Below are 18,645 nucleotides of genomic sequence, written 5' to 3' on the forward strand. Positions count from 1 at the left end.
AAGCACTTGAATTATTCTGTTCCATCTTAACCATAGGTGCCGTCGTCATAAATATTCACCCGCGCCTGTCCCCACGCAGTGCTTGGCGACGCCCCCAAACGACAACGTCCCCCTCTCTCTCATCCCAGCAGACGCGGGAGGGAGTAAGGGGGACGCGCGCTAAAAGCACGTGATGCTTAGAGAGGGCTTAGGCGCCTACCTCGTAGCGAACGAAGCTCTTGATGGTGGTGCCGGCTTCCTCAGCAACCTGCTTGACGGTCTTCTTGGAGTCAGACAGGGAAGCCTGCTCAAGCAGAACGACGGACTTGTAGAAGCCGTTGAGACGGCCTTCCACGATCTTCGGCAGGGCAGCCTCCGGCTTGCCCTCCTCGCGGGTGGTAGCCTCAGCGATTTCGCGCTCCTTCTCCACGATTTCAGCCGGGACATCCTCGCGGGTGAGGTACTCAGCGTTCATCGCAGCAATCTGCAGGGCCGCAGCGTGTGCGCCCTCTTCGTTGCCCTCGTAGGACACGAGAACACCCACTGCCGGCGGCAGGTCAGCGGAGCGCTGGTGCAGGTAGACAGCAACGTTGTCGCCCTCGATGGTGACAGCGCGGCGTGCCTGCAGCTTCTCACCGGTCTTTGCGGACTCCTCGTCAACGACCTCGGAGACCTTCTTGCCGTCGAGTTCAAGGTTGTTCAGCTCCTCGCCGGAGTTGACCTTGGCCTCGCCAGCTGCTTCGGCGATCTTGGTAGCGAAAGCCTTGAAGGCATCATTCTTAGCTACAAAGTCGGTCTCACAGTTGATTTCGACCATGGTGTTGCCGGATACGGCAACGAGGCCTTCGGTAGCCTCGCGCTCAGCGCGCTTGGATACGTTCTTTGCACCCTTGATGCGCAGGTACTCGACAGCCTTGTCGTAGTCACCCTGAGACTCGTCGAGGGCCTTCTTGCAATCGAGCATGCCGGCGCCGGTAGCCTCGCGCAATGCCTTAACGTCTGCAGCAGTGTAGTTCGCCATAGTTGGAGCGTTCCTCCTTGGAATTAAACGGTATTCGATGAAACAGCGTAGCTGAATCGCTACCACCACGTCGCGTTGAGGGGGTGTTAGTGATTCTTCAACTCCCCCGCGAGGGTAACGCGTGGAACACCACGCGGCACAGTGTGCATGTGGTGGCGTGTCACACGCCTTGGTCGGGCGCGTGAGAAAAGCCCCCATCGCCGCGGGTGATAAATACCACGCGGTGCGGGGGCTTAGGGGACGCAGATTACTCTGCGGACTTCTCGGCGTCCTCAGCCTTGTCGGCGGAGGCCGGGTCGGAAGCTGCGGCAGCCTCAGCGGCGTCGCGAGCGTCCTTCTCAGCGGAATCGCCAGCGGCTTCCTTAGCCTGTGCAAGCTGGCGCTCCTCGCGGGCCTTCTTGCCCTCTTCCACTGCGGTAGCAATGATGCCGGAGAGCAGCTTGGTGGCGCGGATAGCGTCATCGTTGCCCGGGATCGGGAAGTTCACCTCATCCGGATCGCAGTTGGTGTCCAGGATGGCCACAACCGGAATGTTGAGCTTGTGAGCTTCCTTGACCGCGATGTGCTCCTTGTTGGTGTCAACGATCCACAGTGCGGACGGAGCCTTGCTCATTTCGGCGATGCCGCCCAGAACGCGCTCAAGCTTGATGCGCTCGCGGTTCAGCATGAGAACTTCCTTCTTGGTGCGGCCCTTGTAGCCGTCCTCAGCGGCATCCATGGCCTGCAGCTCCTTCATGCGCTTGAGGCGCTTGGAGACAGTCTGGAAGTTGGTGAGCATACCGCCCAGCCAGCGGTGGTTCACGTACGGCATGCCAACGCGGGTTGCCTCTTCAGCAACCGCTTCCTGAGCCTGCTTCTTGGTGCCCACGAAAAGGATGGTGCCGCCGTGCGCAACGGTCTCCTTGACGAACTCGAAGGCCTCATCGATGTAGGTCAGCGTCTGCTGCAGGTCGATGATGTAGATGCCGTTACGGTCGGTGAAGATGTAGCGCTTCATCTTCGGGTTCCAGCGACGGGTCTGGTGGCCGAAGTGGACACCAGCGTCGAGGAGCTCGCGCATGGTTACAACTGCCATGATTCGCTCGCTTTCTTTTAGGTTGTTTCGGTTTTACAAAAAATTGTGCGGTGTTTTATTCCGCACCCTAGCAACGAAGGCCCAGGCCAACACCCCATTTACATGGGGACCACGTCAACCACGGACTGTCTCTCCCTTAACCCAGGAAGCGACTACTTCGCCGCGCGTAGTCAATCCGATGTTCCTACCTTTATGCTCCGAGGACATCGTGCCCGAAGGGAAGCACAAGCACAGTGAACACAGACTGCTGACGGCCAGCTTAATACCGCAACCATGAGGAGTCCAAAACGACAGGCCTATTTTCACATGCTCTTTGTTGAAGGTTTCACACAATTCTTCACTGCTTCACCATAAGCACCATCATTGACATGTTATCCACAGGGCATCGCTGCCTTCTTCCATCAATGTCACCCCACAGTCATGCTGAGAGCATGGTTCACCGCCTTCATCCTCTCACCGTCACCGTCGCGCTTGTTGTCGTTCTCTGGGCGGCGCTTATCGCCGTTCCCCTCTCCGCCGCCTTCGTCGATCCCACTACCGGGACACCCACCGCCACGCAAGTTGTCCGTGGCTTCGAACCACCAGAAAAGCGTTGGCTGGCCGGTCACCGTGGAGTGGATCTGGCCTTACCCGTAGGCGGCAAGGTACGAACCGCGGGCGATGGCGTCGTGCACTTCGCTGGTTCCGTTGCCGGCACACCAGTGGTGTCTATCGCGCACGCTAACGGTATCCGCACGACTTACCAGCCCGTCCACGCCCGGGTGGCAAAGGGCGAGCACGTGAGCGAAGGACAGGTTATCGGGACACTCGCCCCTTCCGTCGACGGCTATCCTGGGCTACATTGGGGAGCTATTGAAGGCCGCGAGGACTACATTGATCCACTGAGTCTGCTGGGAGAACCCATCATTCGACTCAAGCCCGTGGGTGGGATTGCGCGTACACGTCCTTGAGACGCTGTGCCGAGACGTGCGTATAGACCTGCGTTGTTTGGAGCGATGAGTGGCCCAATAATTCCTGGACCATACGAAGATCCGCGCCGCCTTCTAATAAATGCGTTGCCGCGGAGTGTCTCAGGCCGTGCGGAGTAAGCCCCGAGGCACCACTAACCTGGGCGGCACGCTCAACAACACGCCGAACTTGACGGGCATCAATGCGGCCGCCACGAGTTCCTACGAACATTGCTTCTGTCTGCCCCGCTAACTGGGCACGGCCGGCAGAAAGCCACGCGGTGAGCGCGTCGGCAGCCGCCTCGCCAAAAGGCACAACGCGTTGCTTGTTTCCTTTACCTGTCACGCGTGCGGTACGGCGTGAGAGGTCAACATCGTCCACGTCAAGGCCCACGATCTCGGCTACACGCACGCCAGTGGCATAGAGAAATTCGAGCATGGCACTGTCACGCAAATAGTGAACCTCGTCCGAAGAGACCGCATTGCCCATCAGCTCGCCAGCTGCAGTGGGAGACATGACCGTGGGCAGATGCTTGCCTACTTTTGGTGTAACAAGACGTTGGGCAACATCAGCGTCAAGGTGACCTTCGCGCGCCGCCCACGCCGAGAACGCACGCACGGAAGCAGTGCGCCGTGCCAGCGTGGAGCGCGATTTACCCTCTTCAACGCCTTGGGCTAGCCACGCACGCAGGGAGCTCAACGTGAAAGACTGAAAATCAGGCACGCTGCAAGCCAAAAGCCGCAGATCGGAGCAGTATCCGCGCACGGTGGCCTCGGAACGGCCGCGTACGATGCGCTGGTGCTCGGCGAAATCCTCAATTGCCTCACCTAGCTGCCCACCTACGCGCCGCCCACTTCTTTCACTTGCGCCACTCATGGCTCACAAGTCTACTCATACGCGTTGCCACAGCGCCCCCGAGCGCGCTATCACCCCCATCTTTTGCATCGCCACGAGCAGGTGCACCGTTAAGGCAACCCGCATCCCCGCTGCAGCCGCGATGTCCTCAGCGCTAGCGCCCGAATCCGCAGTTTCCGGCGGGGTCGAGTCATAGACCTTGAGTTCGTTGCGCGAGAGGCGCTGCACTGCCGTGGGTTGAAACTCCAGCTCATACTGCCCTGCTGCGTCCACGGCTCCGGCTTGCCCCACCAAGCCGCGCACTTCATCAGCCGAGGCGACCAACTGGGCGCGCCCTTCTTGGATGCGCTGGTGGCACCCTAGCGACCCAGACGTCGTTATCGGCCCTGGTACCGCCATGGCCACTCGCCCCAAAGCTTCGGCCCAGTTCAACGTGTTCAGTGCCCCTGAGCGAAAACCAGCTTCCACCACGACGGTTCCAGCAGTCATCGCCGCCACGAGGCGATTGCGAGAGAGGAATCGGAATCGCTGCGGCCGCGTTCCCGGCGCGAACTCCGACACCACGCAACCAGAACCGGCGATCTGCTTGAAAAGTGAGGCATTGCGCGCCGGGTAGGAAATATCAATGCCGCAGGCAGCCACGGCCACGGTCTGCCCGCCAGCTTCCACAGCGGCCTCGTGTACCGCGGTATCCACGCCTACTGCCCCGCCGGAAACCACCGTCCACTGGTGTGAGGCTAATCCGCCAGCGAGGAGACGGCTAGCTTCCCATCCATAGCGGCTTATCGCCCGAGTGCCAACCAACGCCACCGACTGTGCCAATGTCTCACGCAGATTGCTGCCGCGTACCCACAGGCTGTGGGGTGGCACCGCTTGATCGTCAAAGGTCGCAGGAGCATCCACCACGCCTTGTTGATAGAAACCGAAAGCACTGGAGAATTCCTCGCCTGGCCACTCGGTATCCTCCGGAGTAATGAGTCTAGCCCCTACCGCCTCGGCAGCAGCTAGGTCCTCCTCTTGGCGGAGCCAGTCACGGCGCGACGCCGTGGTCTGACGCAGCGGACCTATCCAATCCTCTCCCTTGTAGATTCCATGCGCGATTTCCTCCGCTGGATAGTGGGTAAGCAATCCATGAAGTACGGGGGACGGGCCTTCCACCACGCGGTTAAGGTAGGCCCACGTGTGCTGGGGCGTCGACAGATTGAGCTCGCTCATGCCGCCAACCTTTCAATAGTGCCGGAGCCACGCAAATCGAGCGCTCTACTGACATGGTCGAGGTCCGGGCGCTGTGAACCTTCCAGATCCGCCAACGTCCAGGCCAGGCGCAGAACGCGGTCGACTCCGCGTTGGCTCAGCTCTCCTTCGGCCAGGTAGGCCGCGAGCATGACCATAGCGGACTCCGCCGCAGGCCGGTGGCGGCGCAAATAGGATGCCGGTACCGCTCCATTGATGAGTACGTCGAGCCCATCGGATGCCCACCGTTGGGCCATACGCTCGCGGGCCATCGCCACGCGCTCAGCAATCACCGCTGAGGTCTCCTCCCCTTCGGCATTGAGCACGGCTGATTGTCCTGACAGTGACACCACGATGTCGAGACGATCCCGCAGCGGTCCCGACAGATTAGAGAGATAGTTCATTCTGTCGACTGATCTACATTCGCAGCGTGCCGGGTCCTCTGTACCGCACCGACACGGATTCGCCGCGAGTACAAGCTGGAACCGTGCAGGGAAGGTTACTTCCCGGCGCGCCCGCGCGAGCCGTACCTGGCCTTCCTCCAGAGGTGCCCGCAACCCATCGAGAACCTGGGCGGGAACCTCACTGACCTCATCGAGAAAGAGAACGCCGTGATGCGCCAGGCTCACCGCGCCGGGCCGTGGCCTACCTGAACCCCCGCCGATCAGCGCCGCCCTGGTCACTGAGGCATGCGGAGCAATAAAGGGGGCACGTGAAATGACTGTTCCCACTGAACCCGCTACTGAATGAATAGCCGTGGCTTCGACCGCTTGATCCGTGGTCAGGCGCGGAAGGATGCTCGGCAAGCGGGAGGCGATCATGGACTTGCCGGAGCCAGGTGGGCCCACCATCATGACGTGGTGGCCGCCGGCTGCAGCAACCTCCGCTGCCCACTTTGCCTCCTTTTGCCCAGCAATCTCACTGAAGTCAGCTAATTCTTCGCGCACAGGCACCACGTCGCGCGCAACGTGCTCTGCCGCTGGCAAGCAATCATTGCCGCATGCCCAGGCAAAAGCATCCCACAGGGTCTCTGCCACCAGTACCCGCATGCCTGGCACAAGCGCTGCCTCGGCAGCATTGCCCGGCGGGATAATGAGCGTGTCATAGCCCTGTGAACGGGCGGCCAGCAGTGCGGGGATAATTCCAGAGACCGGCCGGACACGTCCATCAAGTCCTAGTTCTCCTAGGACAATAGTGCCGTTGAGCCGGCAATTCTCGGCTTGCCCCGCAGCCAGGATGGCCAACGCCATGGGCAAATCGAAGTGTGCGCCTGCCTTCGGTAAGGAAGCCGGAGACATAGACACAACCACCTTGGTTTTCGGCCAGGGCAGGCGTGAATTACTCACCGCGGTGCGGATGCGGTCACGGGACTCAGAAATTGCAGCGTCGCCTAAGCCCACCACATGAACCCCAGGCAGCCCGGGGCCGACGTTGGCTTCCACAACCACGACTTTGGCCAGGACGCCATCGAGCGCAATGGTGTCGCATCTACCGAGAGCCATGCTCCACCCCCTGGAAATACTCGACATCGAAGTCGGTGCCGGATTTCACTAGGCCGAGGACATCAAAGCGGATTTCGGAGATCGGCTTACCATCCAGCCACTGCGCGGCCGCCTTGCGTAGGCGCTGTAGCTTCCGTTTCGTCACTGATTCCGCCACGCCGTACTCGCGCGAGGCGCGGGTCTTGACCTCGACGAAAACGATGGTTCCATCTGGTTCTCGGACCACGAGGTCAATCTCGCCCACGCGATAGTGGACATTGGCGGCTATCACCTGGCTTCCGCGTGCCCGGTAGAAGTCGGCCGCGAATTTCTCACCAGCGCGCCCTAAAGCGTCCTTCGGACGCATAGTCTGCCCTATAGGCGCATGGAGGTCCCCAACGCGGGGCGTGGTCGCTGTAGATCTGGTCATGGAGGTGCTCCTTGGAGTGATCGTGTTCGTTGCACGCCGCAAGCACGACACAAGCACATTCCTTATGCCGTTAATCTCACGACACTGTCCAGAACACCCCAGTAACGCCCCTCCTGGCGAGGACCTGGCCCCAAGAAGCCATAGTTCTGTGGATAACTAGTCCGGGGTCACCGATTGAGCCCCCTCTCCCCGACGGTTATCCACACTCACCGCAGCCGAGCGAGGACTCAGCTGCTGCTGGCTACCTGCTTATTCCGGCAGCACGAAGTCGGGCTTGTCCAACTCTTCGATGTTGACGTCCTTGTACGTGATGACGCGGACATAGCGCACGAAACGCGCGGAGCGGTACATGTCCCATACCCACGCATCCGACATACGGACCTCGTAGTAAACATCTGGCCCCGAGGTATGCGGAATAAGCTCGACCGCGTTGGCCAGGTAAAACCTGCGTTCAGTCTCCACCACGTAGGAGAATTGGCTGACCACATCGCGATATTCGCGGTACAGCGACAGCTCGACTTCAGCCTCGTAGTTATCGAGTTCCTCAGCGCTCACGGCGTGCTTCTCCTTCGCTCACATGTCCGGTCGTTGTCACTCTTTCTGACAGAACGTGCCTCAGCTTACTTCCCGCAGCGCTCCGAACGGCTCAGGCGCGCGCGAGGAATTGAGCATGAGCGCCTGCCACATTGCGGTAACTCATCCGATGCTCCGGCGTCGCCCCCAAGCGCGCAATGGCATCGTGGTGTGCAGCGGTGCCATAGCCTTTATGGTTTCCCAGCCCGTAGCCCGGGTAGCGCTCCGCCAAGCTATCCATAAGTCGGTCCCGAGACACCTTGGCCAAGATGCTGGCCGCCGCAATGCACCGCGCGGCCGCATCTCCACCAATGATCGGCAGCTGTGGGGCAGGGATGCCGGGGACGCGGAGGGCGTCGGTAAGCACATAGCGTGGTTGCACCTCGAGCTGCGCCACCGCGCGGCGCATGCCGGAGACGTTGGCGTGCTGAATGCCGAAAGTGTCTATGGACCCGGCGTCAATGTGCACAACGGACCACGCCAGCGCGCGACGCTTGATGACGGGCTCCAACTGTGCTCGGGCCGCGGGGCTCAACTTCTTGGAATCATCAAGGCGCTCTAAGCCCTGAATAATACGGTCCGGAAGGATACAGGCAGCAATTGTCACCGGTCCACAACAAGCCCCGCGCCCGGCCTCATCCACGCCTGCCACTGGGCCTAAACCGGCCTTTGACAGGGCTACCTCATAGGTGCGCTTCTGTTTGAGACGTCTCATAACCCTGGGTGGTCGATGAGCTGCGCCCGGCTCACCGGCAGTACTACGGCCGCTACTTTGCCACGCACATTGCCTACGGGTACCGTCCCCTGCAGCTTATCGCCCAGATGTGCGCGCGAATCCAGGGAGTTCGTGCGGTTATCCCCCATGACCCACAGGTGCCCCTCCGGCACCGTGACCGGACCAAAATAGGCGCCGCCACAGGCCTGTGAGCCAACCCGGTCATCAATGGGAATTTCCGGCGGGTCAAGCACCACCTCCTGATTCGTGGCGTGGCCGTCCACCATTACGGAGGGGTCACCCTCCTCACAGGAGACGGTTTGTCCACCCGTGGCAATGACGCGCTTGACCAAGATGTTGTCACCATTGGGCACGAGCCCCACCACGGCACCGAGGTTTTGCAGACCGCGCAGCATGACATTCTGGGAGCGGTCAACGTTGAAAGAGGTATTCCACGAGTCCGGCCCCGAAAAGACCACGACGTCCCCTGGGCGAGGATCGGAAAAGTAATAGCTGACCTTCTGCACCACTATGCGGTCATTCGTGCAACCGGGGCAGCCGTGTAGCGTCGGCTCCATCGAGGAGGAGGGAATGAGGTACATCCGCCCCACACAGGCCTGAATCAGCGCCAGCACGGCGAAGGTGACCGCGAGTGCCCACACCACATCCCGGGTGCGCAGCCGCGCGGTCTCCGCGCAGCGCTTAGGACTGGATGTCCGGGTCATCGACCCCACCGATGCGGTTGAAGGGGAAGAAAACAAACATCACCTTGCCGCGTACATTCTCCACGGGAATGGTGCCCTGGTACTCGTCCTGCATGTGGTAGCGCGAATCCGCCGAGGCGGTGCGGTTGTCACCCATGACCCAGATATTGCCCTCCGGCACGGTCACGGGCCCAAAGTAGGCACCGCCGCAGGCATAGGAACCGGTGGTTTCATCCACTCGGTAGGTTGGCGGGTCTTGGACATAGTCTTGCTCAATCGGTTCACCGTCCACCATGACGGCAGGATCCCCTTCCTGACAGGAGACGGTCTGGCCACCGGTAGCCACCACGCGCTTGACCAACGTGTTCTCATCCGGCGGAGTGAGGGACACATAGCTCAGGGCGTCCTGTATGCGGTGAATGACAGGGTTATCAGAGCGCGGGGACTGCCAGTTGGTATCCCAATCCTTGGTCCCCTTGAACACAACGACGTCACCGGGTTCTGGTTCCTTGTCGCCGTAGTAGGAAACCTTCTCAGTGAAGATGCGGTCATTGTTGCAGCCAGTGCAGCCATGCAGGGTGGGCTCCATCGATCCCGACGGGATGACGTACTGCCGGCCCACGAAGTTCTGGAAGACGCCTACCACTGCGAGCACGCACACCACCACGATGATGGTCTCAAGGAACCACGGCATCTGCTTCTTGTCTTCGCGTGACGCCGAAGCCGGCTCCGCAGTGCTTGGCGACGTCCCCCCTACCGCAGCGCCTTCACTTCGAGCAGCGTCAGCCCAGTCCGCGTCAGCACTGTCCCGCGCGGCACCCTTAGTGACATCTTCAGCGACATCTTCGGTCATGTCCTTGTCTTTATTCACGGGCTAAATCCTAGCAATGCCCCGCGACATCTCGGTAAGGCGGCGCGGCGCGGGCCTAAAACAGCACAGGCCCTCCGCCTCCCCACCGAACGATGGTGAGAGACGAAGGGCCGAAGCGCACGAGGATTAGCGGCGCTCCTTGATGCGGGCCTTCTTACCGCGCAGGTCGCGCAGGTAGTACAGCTTGGCGCGGCGAACGCGACCGCGGCGAACAACCTCGATGGAGGCGATGTTCGGGGAGTGAACCGGGAAGGTACGCTCCACGCCGATGCCGAAGGAAACCTTACGCACGGTGAAGGTCTCGCGGATGCCGGCACCCTGGCGGCGGATGCAGACGCCCTTGAAGAGCTGGGTACGCTCGGTGTTACCCTCGATAACCTTGACGTTGACGTCGAGGGTGTCGCCCGGGCGGAAGGACGGGATATCGTCACGCAGCTGGGCTGCGTCGATCTTGTCAATGAGGTTTGCCATTGAATGTTTTCCTTTTCAGTTTAAGACAGAGGACCCTAGCGCCACCTCACGGCGGCTGACCGGTTCGTGCCTGTTACACAGAACAGGGATATCTTTCCATATCCCATCCCCACCGGACAAATTGCTTCAAACGCCTGACACGGATGTTGTTTGCATTCTAAGGTGGGTAACGCACTGATACCCCACGGGTGCCCACAGGAAGTGGGCTGAGAGTGGCGCTGACACCGCGCCTGCACCGTTCGAACCTGTCTGGTTAGCACCAGCGAAGGAAGAGAGGAGCAGCCATGACGGCTACCCATCACCCAACCCAGAACTCTCACTCCAGCGAGATCCACCCCAAGCACACCTACGCCCCCATTCGGGAGAACGGCCTTGAGGTCCCAGAGACCGAAATCCAGCTGGATGATTCCCCCACCGGGCCCAACGAGCCCTTCCGCGTCTACCGCACCCGCGGCCCGGAGTGCGAGCCCGAGGTAGGACTTCCGGCGCTGCGCGCGGAGTGGATCGCGGAGCGTGGGGACGTCGAAGAGTACGAGGGCCGCGCCCGCAACCTCGCCGACGATGGCCGCTCCGCCGAGCGCCGCGGTGCCGCCTCTCAGGAATGGAAAGGTGAGCGCCGACAGCCGCTGCGTTCGAAGGAGGGCAAGCGCGTCACCCAGATGCACTACGCGCGCCAGGGCATTATCACCAAGGAAATGGAGTTCGTAGCACTCCGCGAGCACTGCGACCCAGAGTTCGTCCGCTCCGAAATCGCGCGCGGGCGTGCCATCCTGCCCAACAACGTCAACCACCCGGAATCTGAGCCGATGATTATTGGCCGCAAGTTCCTCACAAAGATCAACGCCAATATCGGAAACTCCGCGGTGACGTCCTCCATCGCCGAAGAAGTCTCTAAGCTACGCTGGGCCACGCGCTGGGGTGCAGATACCGTCATGGATCTGTCCACCGGTGATGACATCCACACCACCCGCGAGTGGATTCTGCGCAACTCCCCCGTCCCGATTGGCACCGTGCCCATCTACCAGGCATTGGAGAAGGTGAACGGCGTGGCAGAAGACCTGACCTGGGAGATCTTCCGCGATACCGTCATTGAGCAGTGCGAGCAGGGAGTGGACTACATGACCATCCATGCCGGCGTTCTGCTGCCCTACGTGCCGCTCACCACCGAGCGCGTGACGGGCATTGTTTCTCGCGGCGGCTCCATCATGGCGGGCTGGTGCCTTGCGCACCACAAGGAATCCTTCCTTTACGAGAACTTCGACGAGCTCTGTGAGATTTTCGCACGCTACGACGTCGCCTTCTCACTCGGCGACGGCCTGCGTCCGGGCTCCCTCGCCGATGCCAATGACACCGCCCAGTTCGCGGAGCTCAAGACCATCGGTGAGCTCACCCGGCGCGCCTGGGAGTACGACGTCCAGGTCATGGTGGAGGGCCCCGGTCACGTCCCGCTCAACATGGTTCAGGAAAACAACGAGCTGGAGCAGGATTGGGCTTCTGATGCCCCCTTCTACACGCTGGGCCCTCTGGTCACCGACATCGCGCCGGGATACGACCACATCACCTCGGCGATTGGTGCGGCGAACATCGCCATGGGTGGTACGGCAATGCTGTGCTACGTCACCCCGAAGGAGCACCTGGGCCTGCCCAACCGTGATGACGTCAAGACCGGTGTCATTACCTACAAGTTGGCCGCCCATGCTGCCGACGTGGCGAAAGGCCACCCCGGGGCGCGCGCCTGGGACGACGCGATGAGCAAAGCCCGCTTTGAGTTCCGCTGGCACGACCAGTTCGCTCTCTCCCTCGACCCGGATACCGCACAGGCTTACCACGACGAGACCCTGCCTGCGGAGCCAGCGAAGACCGCCCACTTCTGTTCCATGTGCGGGCCGAAGTTCTGTTCCATGCGCATCAGCCAGGACATCCGCGACACCTTCTCCGATTCCCTCGGCATGCCCAGCTTCCCAGGCCAGGCTTCCGTCGACCCAGACGTGGTTGCTGCCGCCCGCGCGGGCGAAGAGCGCAAGTCGGCGGAGTTCAAGGCCCAGGGCTCGCAGCTCTACCACGAAGAAGATGGCGCCAATGCCTGATCTGCGCTGCTATTTCGTCACGGGCGCCGCGGACTCCCCAGCGGAAGTCGTGCGCATCGCTGCGGCAGCAGCCCGGGGCGGAGCCGGGGTGGTGCAGGTGCGTTCAAAGCCGATTACAGCGCGCGATCTCTACCTGTTGGGTAAGGAGGTCGCCCGCGCGGTGGCATCGGCCAACCCTCAGACGCAGGTGCTTATCGACGACCGCGTGGACGTCGCCCTCGCCCTTCGCCACGACGGCGAGCCGGTTCATGGTGTCCATATTGGCCAGGATGATCTCCCCGTGGCGCAGGCTCGAGCCGTGCTGGGACCGGAAGCCATCATCGGACTCACGACAGGCACCCGCGAGCTCGTCGAGGGTGCCAATGAGGTCGCTGACCTCATTGATTACATCGGCTGCGGCCCCTTTAGGGCTACCCCGACGAAAGATTCCGGCCGCGCGCCGCTGGGCCTTGAGGCCTATCCCGAACTAGCCGAACTGTCCCGTGTCCCGCTCGTGGCCATTGGGGATGTCACCGCTGATGATGCCGCCGACCTCGCGGCCACGGGTGTTGCTGGCCTGGCCGTAGTGCGCGGCATCATGCACGCCACCGACCCGGAAGCCTACTGCCGCACACTGCTCGCCGGCTTCGATGAAGGTTCGCGATGAGCACCACGACGCACTCTCAAGTCATCGTTGTTGGTGCGGGGGTGGTGGGCCTGGCCACCGCCGTGGAGCTAGCCGCCCGCGGCCACGAGGTCACCGTGCTCGACCCAGCACCGGCTTCGGGCGCCACACACCATGCCGGCGGCATGCTCGCGCCCGCTGCCGAGATGGTCTACCAACAAGATCCGCTTTTTCCTCTCATGCGCGCCTCGAGCGCGTGGTACCCAGAGCTCATTGACCTCGTTTCCGCTCACACGGATGTGCCCACGGGCTACCGCGCGGAGGGCACGCTTGTCGTCGCGGCTGACCGCGCAGACGCGCAGCACCTCACTGACCTGGCCGATTATCAATCCCTCCACGGCATGGAGGTCGAGCGCGTCACCGTGCGCGAGGCCCGCCGCTCCGAGCCGCTTCTCTCTCCGCGTCTAGCCGGCGCAGTGAGTATTCCGGGCGACACACAGGTTTTTCCTCGCCAGTGGGCGGAGGCCCTCGGCAGCGCCGCACAAGCGCTGGGCGTGCGTCTGTTTCGCACGCCGGCCCAGGCTATCGATGCCTCCACGGGTACCGTCACCACCCCGGTAGGTGATTTCCAGGCCGACGACGTCGTGCTCGCCGCTGGCCTCGGGGAGCGCGACATCGACTGGGCTGAGTCCGCGGGACTTGCCCGCATGCCCCTCCAGTTGCGCCCAGTGTACGGCGACATCCTGCGCTTGCGGGTGCCGGATCACCTACAGCCGCTTTTGACCCGCGTGGTTCGTGGTTTCGTGGAGGACCGTCCCGTCTACCTCATTCCTCGCTTCGATGGCACTCTGGCCATCGGTGCCACGACCCGGGAGGATTCGCTCACTTCTGCCCAGGCCGGCGGAGTTTATGCCTTGCTGCGCGATGCCCTACGTATTCTCCCTGCCGTCGAGGAATGCGAATTCCTTGAGGCCAGTGCAGGTGCCCGCCCAGGCACCCCGGATGACCTGCCCTACCTGGGACGCGTGGGCGCTAAGCTCATCGTATCTACCGGTTATTTCCGCCACGGCATCCTGCTCACAGCCCTCGCAGCGCGCTGCACACGAGAGCTCATCGAGCACGCCGAGTCCAGCATCGATCTCACCGCCTGTTCGCCCTTGCGACACTTCAAGGAGACACCATGATCCTCACCCTCAACGGCCAACCCTATGACACCTCAGCGTCCACCGTCGCCGAGCTGCTGGATGAGAAAGGCATCGCCGCCGACGGCACTGCCGTCGCACTCGCCGAGCAGGTCGTGCCGCGCTCGCGATGGGAAGCCACTGAGCTCATGGAAGGCGCTGTCGTTGAAATCCTCACTGCTGTCCAAGGAGGCTAAATGCTCACTATTGCTGATACCACTTTTTCCTCCCACCTCATCATGGGCACTGGCGGTGCCACCAGCCACGATGCCTTGGAACGCGCACTGGTTGCCTCCGGCACGGAGCTCACCACTGTAGCCATGCGGCGCCACACCGGCACTAGTAGCGGCGAGAGCGTCTTCGACTTATTGCGCCGACTGAACATCGCCCCGCTGCCCAACACCGCCGGCTGTCGCACCGCACGCGAGGCCGTGCTCACCGCCCGCATGGCCCGCGAAGCCCTGGGCACCTCGTGGGTCAAGGTCGAGGTCATCGCCGACGAACACACGCTGCTACCCGACGTCCTCGAAACCCTCGACGCCACAGAACTCCTCGCGTCCGACGGTTTCACTGTGTTGGCCTACACCAGCGACGATCCCGTAGCCGCGCAGCGCCTCGAGGATGCCGGTGCTGCGGCCGTCATGCCGCTCGGCGCCCCAATCGGCACCGGCCTGGGCATTCTCAACCCACACAACCTCGAGCTCATCTGCTCGCGTGCGTCGGTGCCCGTGCTTGTCGACGCCGGCATAGGAACCGCCTCCGACGCCACCCTCGCCATGGAGCTGGGGTGCTCCGGTGTTCTTCTTGCCAGCGCGGTCAACCGCTGCCAAGACCCCGAAGCCATGGCCACCGCGATGCGCCACGCAGTGGAGGCCGGCAGGCTCGCCCGCAGCGCTGGACGCATCCCCCAGCGCGAACATGCCCAAGCATCGTCCACCTTCGACGGTCTAGCGAACTGGGCTGACCAGGTTTTGTAGTCGCACCACACCACGACGACACGGAGGTCTCAGTGCTCAGCGATACCGAACGCGCCCGCACCGCCCGCCAGCGTATCCTGCCCGGCTTCGGCGACGAAGCCCAAGAGAGACTGCACGCCGCCCACGTCCTTATTGTCGGCGCTGGAGGGCTCGGCTGCCCGGCCCTCCAACAGCTGGCTGCGGCTGGAATCGGGCACATCACGCTCATCGATTCCGACACCGTCGATGTGAGCAACCTGCACAGGCAGGTGCTGTTTGGTACGGGGGACGTCGGTAAGCCCAAGGCGGATGTGGCTGCCGCCCGCGCCCGTGAGCTCAACCCCGAGCTCACTATCACCTCGCTGAAGAAGCGCCTCGATGCCTCAAACGTCCTCGACCTGTGCGACGACGCCGACCTCGTTCTCGACGGCTCTGATACCTTCGACACGAAGTACCTCGTCGCCGATGCCTGTGAACTCACCTCGACCCCACTAGCCTGGGGAACCGTGCTTCGCTATGGTGGGCAGGCCGGGCTATGGCACTCCGGTACAGACTGCATCGACGGCCGCGGCGTGGGCCTGCGTGATCTCTTCCCCGAGCCTCCCCACGGCGAAGCGCTCGAATGCTCCACCGCCGGCGTACTGGGAGCGACGACATCAGTGATAGCTGGGATCATGGCCACAGCCACCATTGCCGCACTCGCGCAGCTGCCGCACCACTCGGAGCTCGTGGGACGCGTAACGTCCTACGAGGCTCTTCCCGGCAGCTTTCGCACACTACAGGTGGGTGCCGACCCTGACCGCGCACTCGTCACCGCGCTTCCGGGCCAACCTTCGCTACCGCCTGAGCTTCGCAGCGGCCACGCCTGCCTCCTCGACATCTCCGACACCCCCACCGCACCAGCCCCCGCGGTGTCGCTGCCCTGGCACACCGTCTCCGACGATGACTCCGTCCGCGGCGCCCTGTTGTCCTGCGACTCCGCACTGGTTTATGTGGCCTGTCCCTCAGGCGGACGCAGCGCTGGATTCGCCCTGCGCTACGCAGATCTAGCCGCTGACATGGGCATTGAGCTGCGCAACCTGCCCGGCGGTCTCACCGCCTACCCCGCAATGTTTTAGGCCCCTGCTACAACGTTCGGGCGGAAAAGGTGCTCATCCAGAACGCGGGCAGTGCCGTGGTGGCGGGCACGGAACACCGCACACGATGCAACCAGCGCCAGGGCGGTCACGATGAACAGAACTACGATACCGGCCCAGAACGTGCCGTCGTGGATGCCGTCGGTGGCGCGGGTGAACGCATTTTTCGCATAAGACATCGGATGGAACGGATGCAGCACACTCAGCGGGCGCGGAATCGCAGCCACCGGCCAGACTCCGCCGAAGACCATGACTCCTAGTGCAAATGCGCCCACCGCAAAAATGGCGCCAATCTTACGACCAAAGGTCACGAGGAAGAACTGATACGTTGCAGCACCCACGGCAGCAATCGCTGCGATGACCAGCATTATCATCGGCCAGCTTGCGGGAGCCCACCCCATGGTGGAGGACATGAAGGCCATAAAGGCCAGCACGAGGAAATTCAGTCCCGTCACCACGCCGAAGGCCGCAAGGATACCGCGCACCGGGCTGGTAGCGACCTGGCCGCGACGGCCTAGGTAGTACGGCAACGTCATCGCGAGGAGCAGCATGACAAGGAAGCCGAAGACCAGAACGAAGAGCATGGAGGCACCACCTGTGATGGTCTTCTGCGTCGGATCGACCGGGTTGATCACGGTCTGTACCGGGTGCACATTTGAGGAGGTGAAGTTGATGGGCACGGCCATGTTGCGAGCGGACGTGTCCGGCTGGGTAATGGATGGGGCCTTGGCGGCACCGTCAGCAAGTTTGGTGGCCAATTCGCTGGACCCCGCTTTGAGCTGATCCATGCCATCCTTCAGTTCGGTTCCGCCAGCAGCGAGCTGGCTCGTACCGTCCTTAAGCGTGCCCGTGCCCTCATGAAGGCGGGAAGCACCATCCTGCAGCTGGGCGGCACCGTTGCTCAGCTCACCTACACCGCTACGTAGTTCCTTTGTTCCGCCAGCCAGCCGATGGGCACCGTCATTCAGTGCGGTCATACCACCGAGGTATTCCGAGTTCGGGTCGGACAGGTTGTAGTACAACTGCCCGGTGCCTTCTGCCAGCTTCTCGAGTTGCGCCACCATGTTTCCGCTTGCCGCCGGATCCAATTTCGACACCAGCGAGTAAAGCTGATCGGCTTGCTCAGCCATGCCGAGACTACGCAAGACATCAACAAGCTGTACCAAGCTCGGGACCACCATCTGGGCCTGCTTGAGCAGCGGGATGAGCATACCGGTGAGCTGGTTGACGCCCCCATCGATTTGTCCCGCGCCATCAGCAAGGCGCCCGGTTCCTGCAAGCAGCTTGTCCGAACCGTCCGCAAGCTGAGCGGCACCGTCATCCAGTTGTGCGGCACCGGCGCCAAGGCGCCCGACGCCGTCATTCAAGCGGGTCGTACCGTTCACCAGCTGGCCGGTTCCATCGTTGAGATCCCCTGCACCGGCATCGAGCTTCGCGATACCTTCGACAGCCCGCCCGCCTCCGTCCTGCAGTTTGCCTGCTCCTTCATCAAGACGTCCTGCTCCTTCAGCGGCTGTCCCCAGCCCATCACTAAGTTTATTCAGCCCCTCAATGACCTGATCTGCATATTTTTTAGAAATCGCGTTTTCCACACTGGTCTGCACTTGCGGGATGAGGCTCGAAGAAATTACCGAACCATTCGTGCCGTAGTAATCGTTGGTGGCGAAATGAATCTCCGGTTTCACGGGCTTATCGCTGATGATGGTGACCGCCTGCTCGGAGAAGTTCTTGGGGATGGTCACCACCATGAGGTACTTCCCCTTCAAGAGGCCCTGGTCGCCGTCTTCCTTAGTGACCTCTGCAAAGTTGAGGTACTCCGTTTCCATGAGGCCGTCTACGACCTGATCGCCGTAGTTGGTGAACTCTCCTTGCTTATCAACGCCCACATCTTCATTCACCACCGCCAAGTCAATATTGCGCATGTATTTGGAGGGATCCCACATTGCCCACATCATGGTGCCGGCGACGATGATGGGCGCCACGAGAAGGAAGACGATGAGTACCCGCGATAAGGTGCTCGTGGGACGCCAATCCAGAACGCGGTGCCACCCCATCGCTTCGCTCCCCTCAGCCCCCTCGCCCCCCTTCACTGGCGAAGCACCATTCGCCCCGTGCACGTGACGCGAATCCATCTCACGGTCCATGCCTGCCTCCTCAAAGTGATTGTTTAGGTCCGCTTGTAGCCGTCCTTCCAGGGAGTTTTACCGGAAGGCCAAGCGTGAGCGAGGCCACTGTTTCATTTGTTTCCACAAACATACCACTAGTGGAGTTACTAATGTGAACTTATGGGCATTAGCTTTAGGCTTTCTCTATGTCCCCCCCTTC

Annotated in this window: 19 protein-coding genes and 1 riboswitch; of the genes, 7 read left to right on the plus strand and 12 right to left on the minus strand. The window is 61.9% G+C overall.

Annotated elements, in window-relative coordinates:
* Nucleotides 1-187: 187 nt before the first annotated feature.
* The gene (tsf, locus tag M5J09_RS00225) at nt 188-1,000 is read right to left on the minus strand and encodes a translation elongation factor Ts (protein ID WP_042531365.1); all 813 of its coding nucleotides are present in this window, start codon (nt 998-1,000) and stop codon (nt 188-190) included.
* Between the two features lie 247 nt (nt 1,001-1,247).
* Nucleotides 1,248-2,075 carry a 30S ribosomal protein S2 gene (gene rpsB / locus M5J09_RS00230; RefSeq protein ID WP_042531367.1) on the minus strand — a complete coding sequence of 276 codons (828 nt, stop codon included), beginning with the start codon at nt 2,073-2,075 and terminating at the stop codon, nt 1,248-1,250.
* 431 nt (nt 2,076-2,506) lie between these two features.
* Between rpsB and M5J09_RS00235 the strand changes: the two genes are divergently transcribed.
* Nucleotides 2,507-3,025 carry a M23 family metallopeptidase gene (locus M5J09_RS00235; protein ID WP_257156596.1) on the plus strand — a complete coding sequence of 173 codons (519 nt, stop codon included), beginning with the start codon at nt 2,507-2,509 and terminating at the stop codon, nt 3,023-3,025.
* On the opposite strand, the gene M5J09_RS00240 is transcribed toward M5J09_RS00235, so the two are convergent.
* The 9 genes from M5J09_RS00240 to rplS form a co-directional block, all read right to left on the minus strand.
* Nucleotides 2,988-3,899 carry a tyrosine recombinase XerC gene (locus M5J09_RS00240; RefSeq protein ID WP_042531370.1) on the minus strand — a complete coding sequence of 304 codons (912 nt, stop codon included), beginning with the start codon at nt 3,897-3,899 and terminating at the stop codon, nt 2,988-2,990. The two genes, M5J09_RS00235 and M5J09_RS00240, sit on opposite strands and share 38 nt — an antisense overlap.
* Nucleotides 3,900-3,914: 15 nt before the next feature.
* A complete protein-coding gene (dprA, locus tag M5J09_RS00245) occupies nt 3,915-5,093 on the minus strand; it encodes a DNA-processing protein DprA (protein WP_257156597.1) in 1,179 nt (392 codons plus the stop codon).
* Nucleotides 5,090-6,613, minus strand: a complete 1,524-nt coding sequence (locus tag M5J09_RS00250; RefSeq protein ID WP_070535808.1) for a YifB family Mg chelatase-like AAA ATPase — start codon at nt 6,611-6,613, stop codon at nt 5,090-5,092. Before M5J09_RS00250 ends, dprA begins: the two co-directional genes overlap by 4 nt.
* Complete coding sequence (locus M5J09_RS00255) at nt 6,600-7,022, minus strand: YraN family protein (RefSeq protein WP_042531376.1); 423 nt, start codon at nt 7,020-7,022, stop codon at nt 6,600-6,602. Before M5J09_RS00255 ends, M5J09_RS00250 begins: the two co-directional genes overlap by 14 nt.
* Before the next feature lie 249 nt (nt 7,023-7,271).
* Entirely contained in the window at nt 7,272-7,577 is a 306-nt protein-coding gene (locus M5J09_RS00260) for a DUF2469 domain-containing protein (protein ID WP_005528899.1), read from the minus strand.
* A gap of 91 nt (nt 7,578-7,668) precedes the next feature.
* Entirely contained in the window at nt 7,669-8,310 is a 642-nt protein-coding gene (locus M5J09_RS00265) for a ribonuclease HII (protein WP_257156598.1), read from the minus strand.
* Nucleotides 8,307-9,035 carry a signal peptidase I gene (gene lepB, locus M5J09_RS00270; protein WP_042531381.1) on the minus strand — a complete coding sequence of 243 codons (729 nt, stop codon included), beginning with the start codon at nt 9,033-9,035 and terminating at the stop codon, nt 8,307-8,309. Before lepB (M5J09_RS00270) ends, M5J09_RS00265 begins: the two co-directional genes overlap by 4 nt.
* Entirely contained in the window at nt 9,013-9,708 is a 696-nt protein-coding gene (gene lepB / locus M5J09_RS00275) for a signal peptidase I (protein ID WP_042533312.1), read from the minus strand. The genes lepB (M5J09_RS00270) and lepB (M5J09_RS00275) overlap by 23 nt, the downstream gene beginning before the upstream one ends.
* 303 nt (nt 9,709-10,011) lie before the next feature.
* Nucleotides 10,012-10,356, minus strand: coding sequence for a 50S ribosomal protein L19 (rplS, locus tag M5J09_RS00280; protein WP_042531383.1), 345 nt, complete (start codon nt 10,354-10,356; stop codon nt 10,012-10,014).
* A gap of 174 nt (nt 10,357-10,530) precedes the next feature.
* Nucleotides 10,531-10,645, plus strand: a riboswitch (TPP riboswitch).
* Between rplS and thiC the strand changes: the two genes are divergently transcribed.
* The 6 genes from thiC to M5J09_RS00310 all read left to right on the plus strand — a co-directional run bounded on the left by thiC (nt 10,641) and on the right by M5J09_RS00310 (nt 16,302).
* The gene (gene thiC, locus M5J09_RS00285) at nt 10,641-12,443 is read left to right on the plus strand and encodes a phosphomethylpyrimidine synthase ThiC (protein WP_257156599.1); all 1,803 of its coding nucleotides are present in this window, start codon (nt 10,641-10,643) and stop codon (nt 12,441-12,443) included. (Overlaps the previous riboswitch by 5 nt.)
* The gene (locus M5J09_RS00290) at nt 12,427-13,089 is read left to right on the plus strand and encodes a thiamine phosphate synthase (RefSeq protein WP_257156600.1); all 663 of its coding nucleotides are present in this window, start codon (nt 12,427-12,429) and stop codon (nt 13,087-13,089) included. Before thiC ends, M5J09_RS00290 begins: the two co-directional genes overlap by 17 nt.
* Complete coding sequence (gene thiO, locus M5J09_RS00295; RefSeq protein ID WP_257156601.1) at nt 13,086-14,231, plus strand: glycine oxidase ThiO; 1,146 nt, start codon at nt 13,086-13,088, stop codon at nt 14,229-14,231. Before M5J09_RS00290 ends, thiO begins: the two co-directional genes overlap by 4 nt.
* A complete protein-coding gene (gene thiS / locus M5J09_RS00300) occupies nt 14,228-14,425 on the plus strand; it encodes a sulfur carrier protein ThiS (RefSeq protein ID WP_070535823.1) in 198 nt (65 codons plus the stop codon). The genes thiO and thiS overlap by 4 nt, the downstream gene beginning before the upstream one ends.
* The gene (locus tag M5J09_RS00305) at nt 14,426-15,205 is read left to right on the plus strand and encodes a thiazole synthase (RefSeq protein ID WP_257156602.1); all 780 of its coding nucleotides are present in this window, start codon (nt 14,426-14,428) and stop codon (nt 15,203-15,205) included.
* A gap of 32 nt (nt 15,206-15,237) precedes the next feature.
* Nucleotides 15,238-16,302, plus strand: coding sequence for a ThiF family adenylyltransferase (locus M5J09_RS00310; protein ID WP_257156603.1), 1,065 nt, complete (start codon nt 15,238-15,240; stop codon nt 16,300-16,302).
* Here M5J09_RS00310 and M5J09_RS00315 read toward each other — a convergent pair.
* A complete protein-coding gene (locus M5J09_RS00315) occupies nt 16,299-18,464 on the minus strand; it encodes a YhgE/Pip domain-containing protein (RefSeq protein WP_257156604.1) in 2,166 nt (721 codons plus the stop codon). The genes M5J09_RS00310 and M5J09_RS00315 overlap by 4 nt on opposite strands.
* Between the last annotated feature and the right edge of the window lie 181 nt (nt 18,465-18,645).

It is taken from the genome of Corynebacterium sp. BF-R-2 (assembly GCF_024586525.1).
In the GTDB taxonomy this organism is placed as follows: Bacteria; Actinomycetota; Actinomycetes; order Mycobacteriales; family Mycobacteriaceae; genus Corynebacterium; species Corynebacterium singulare.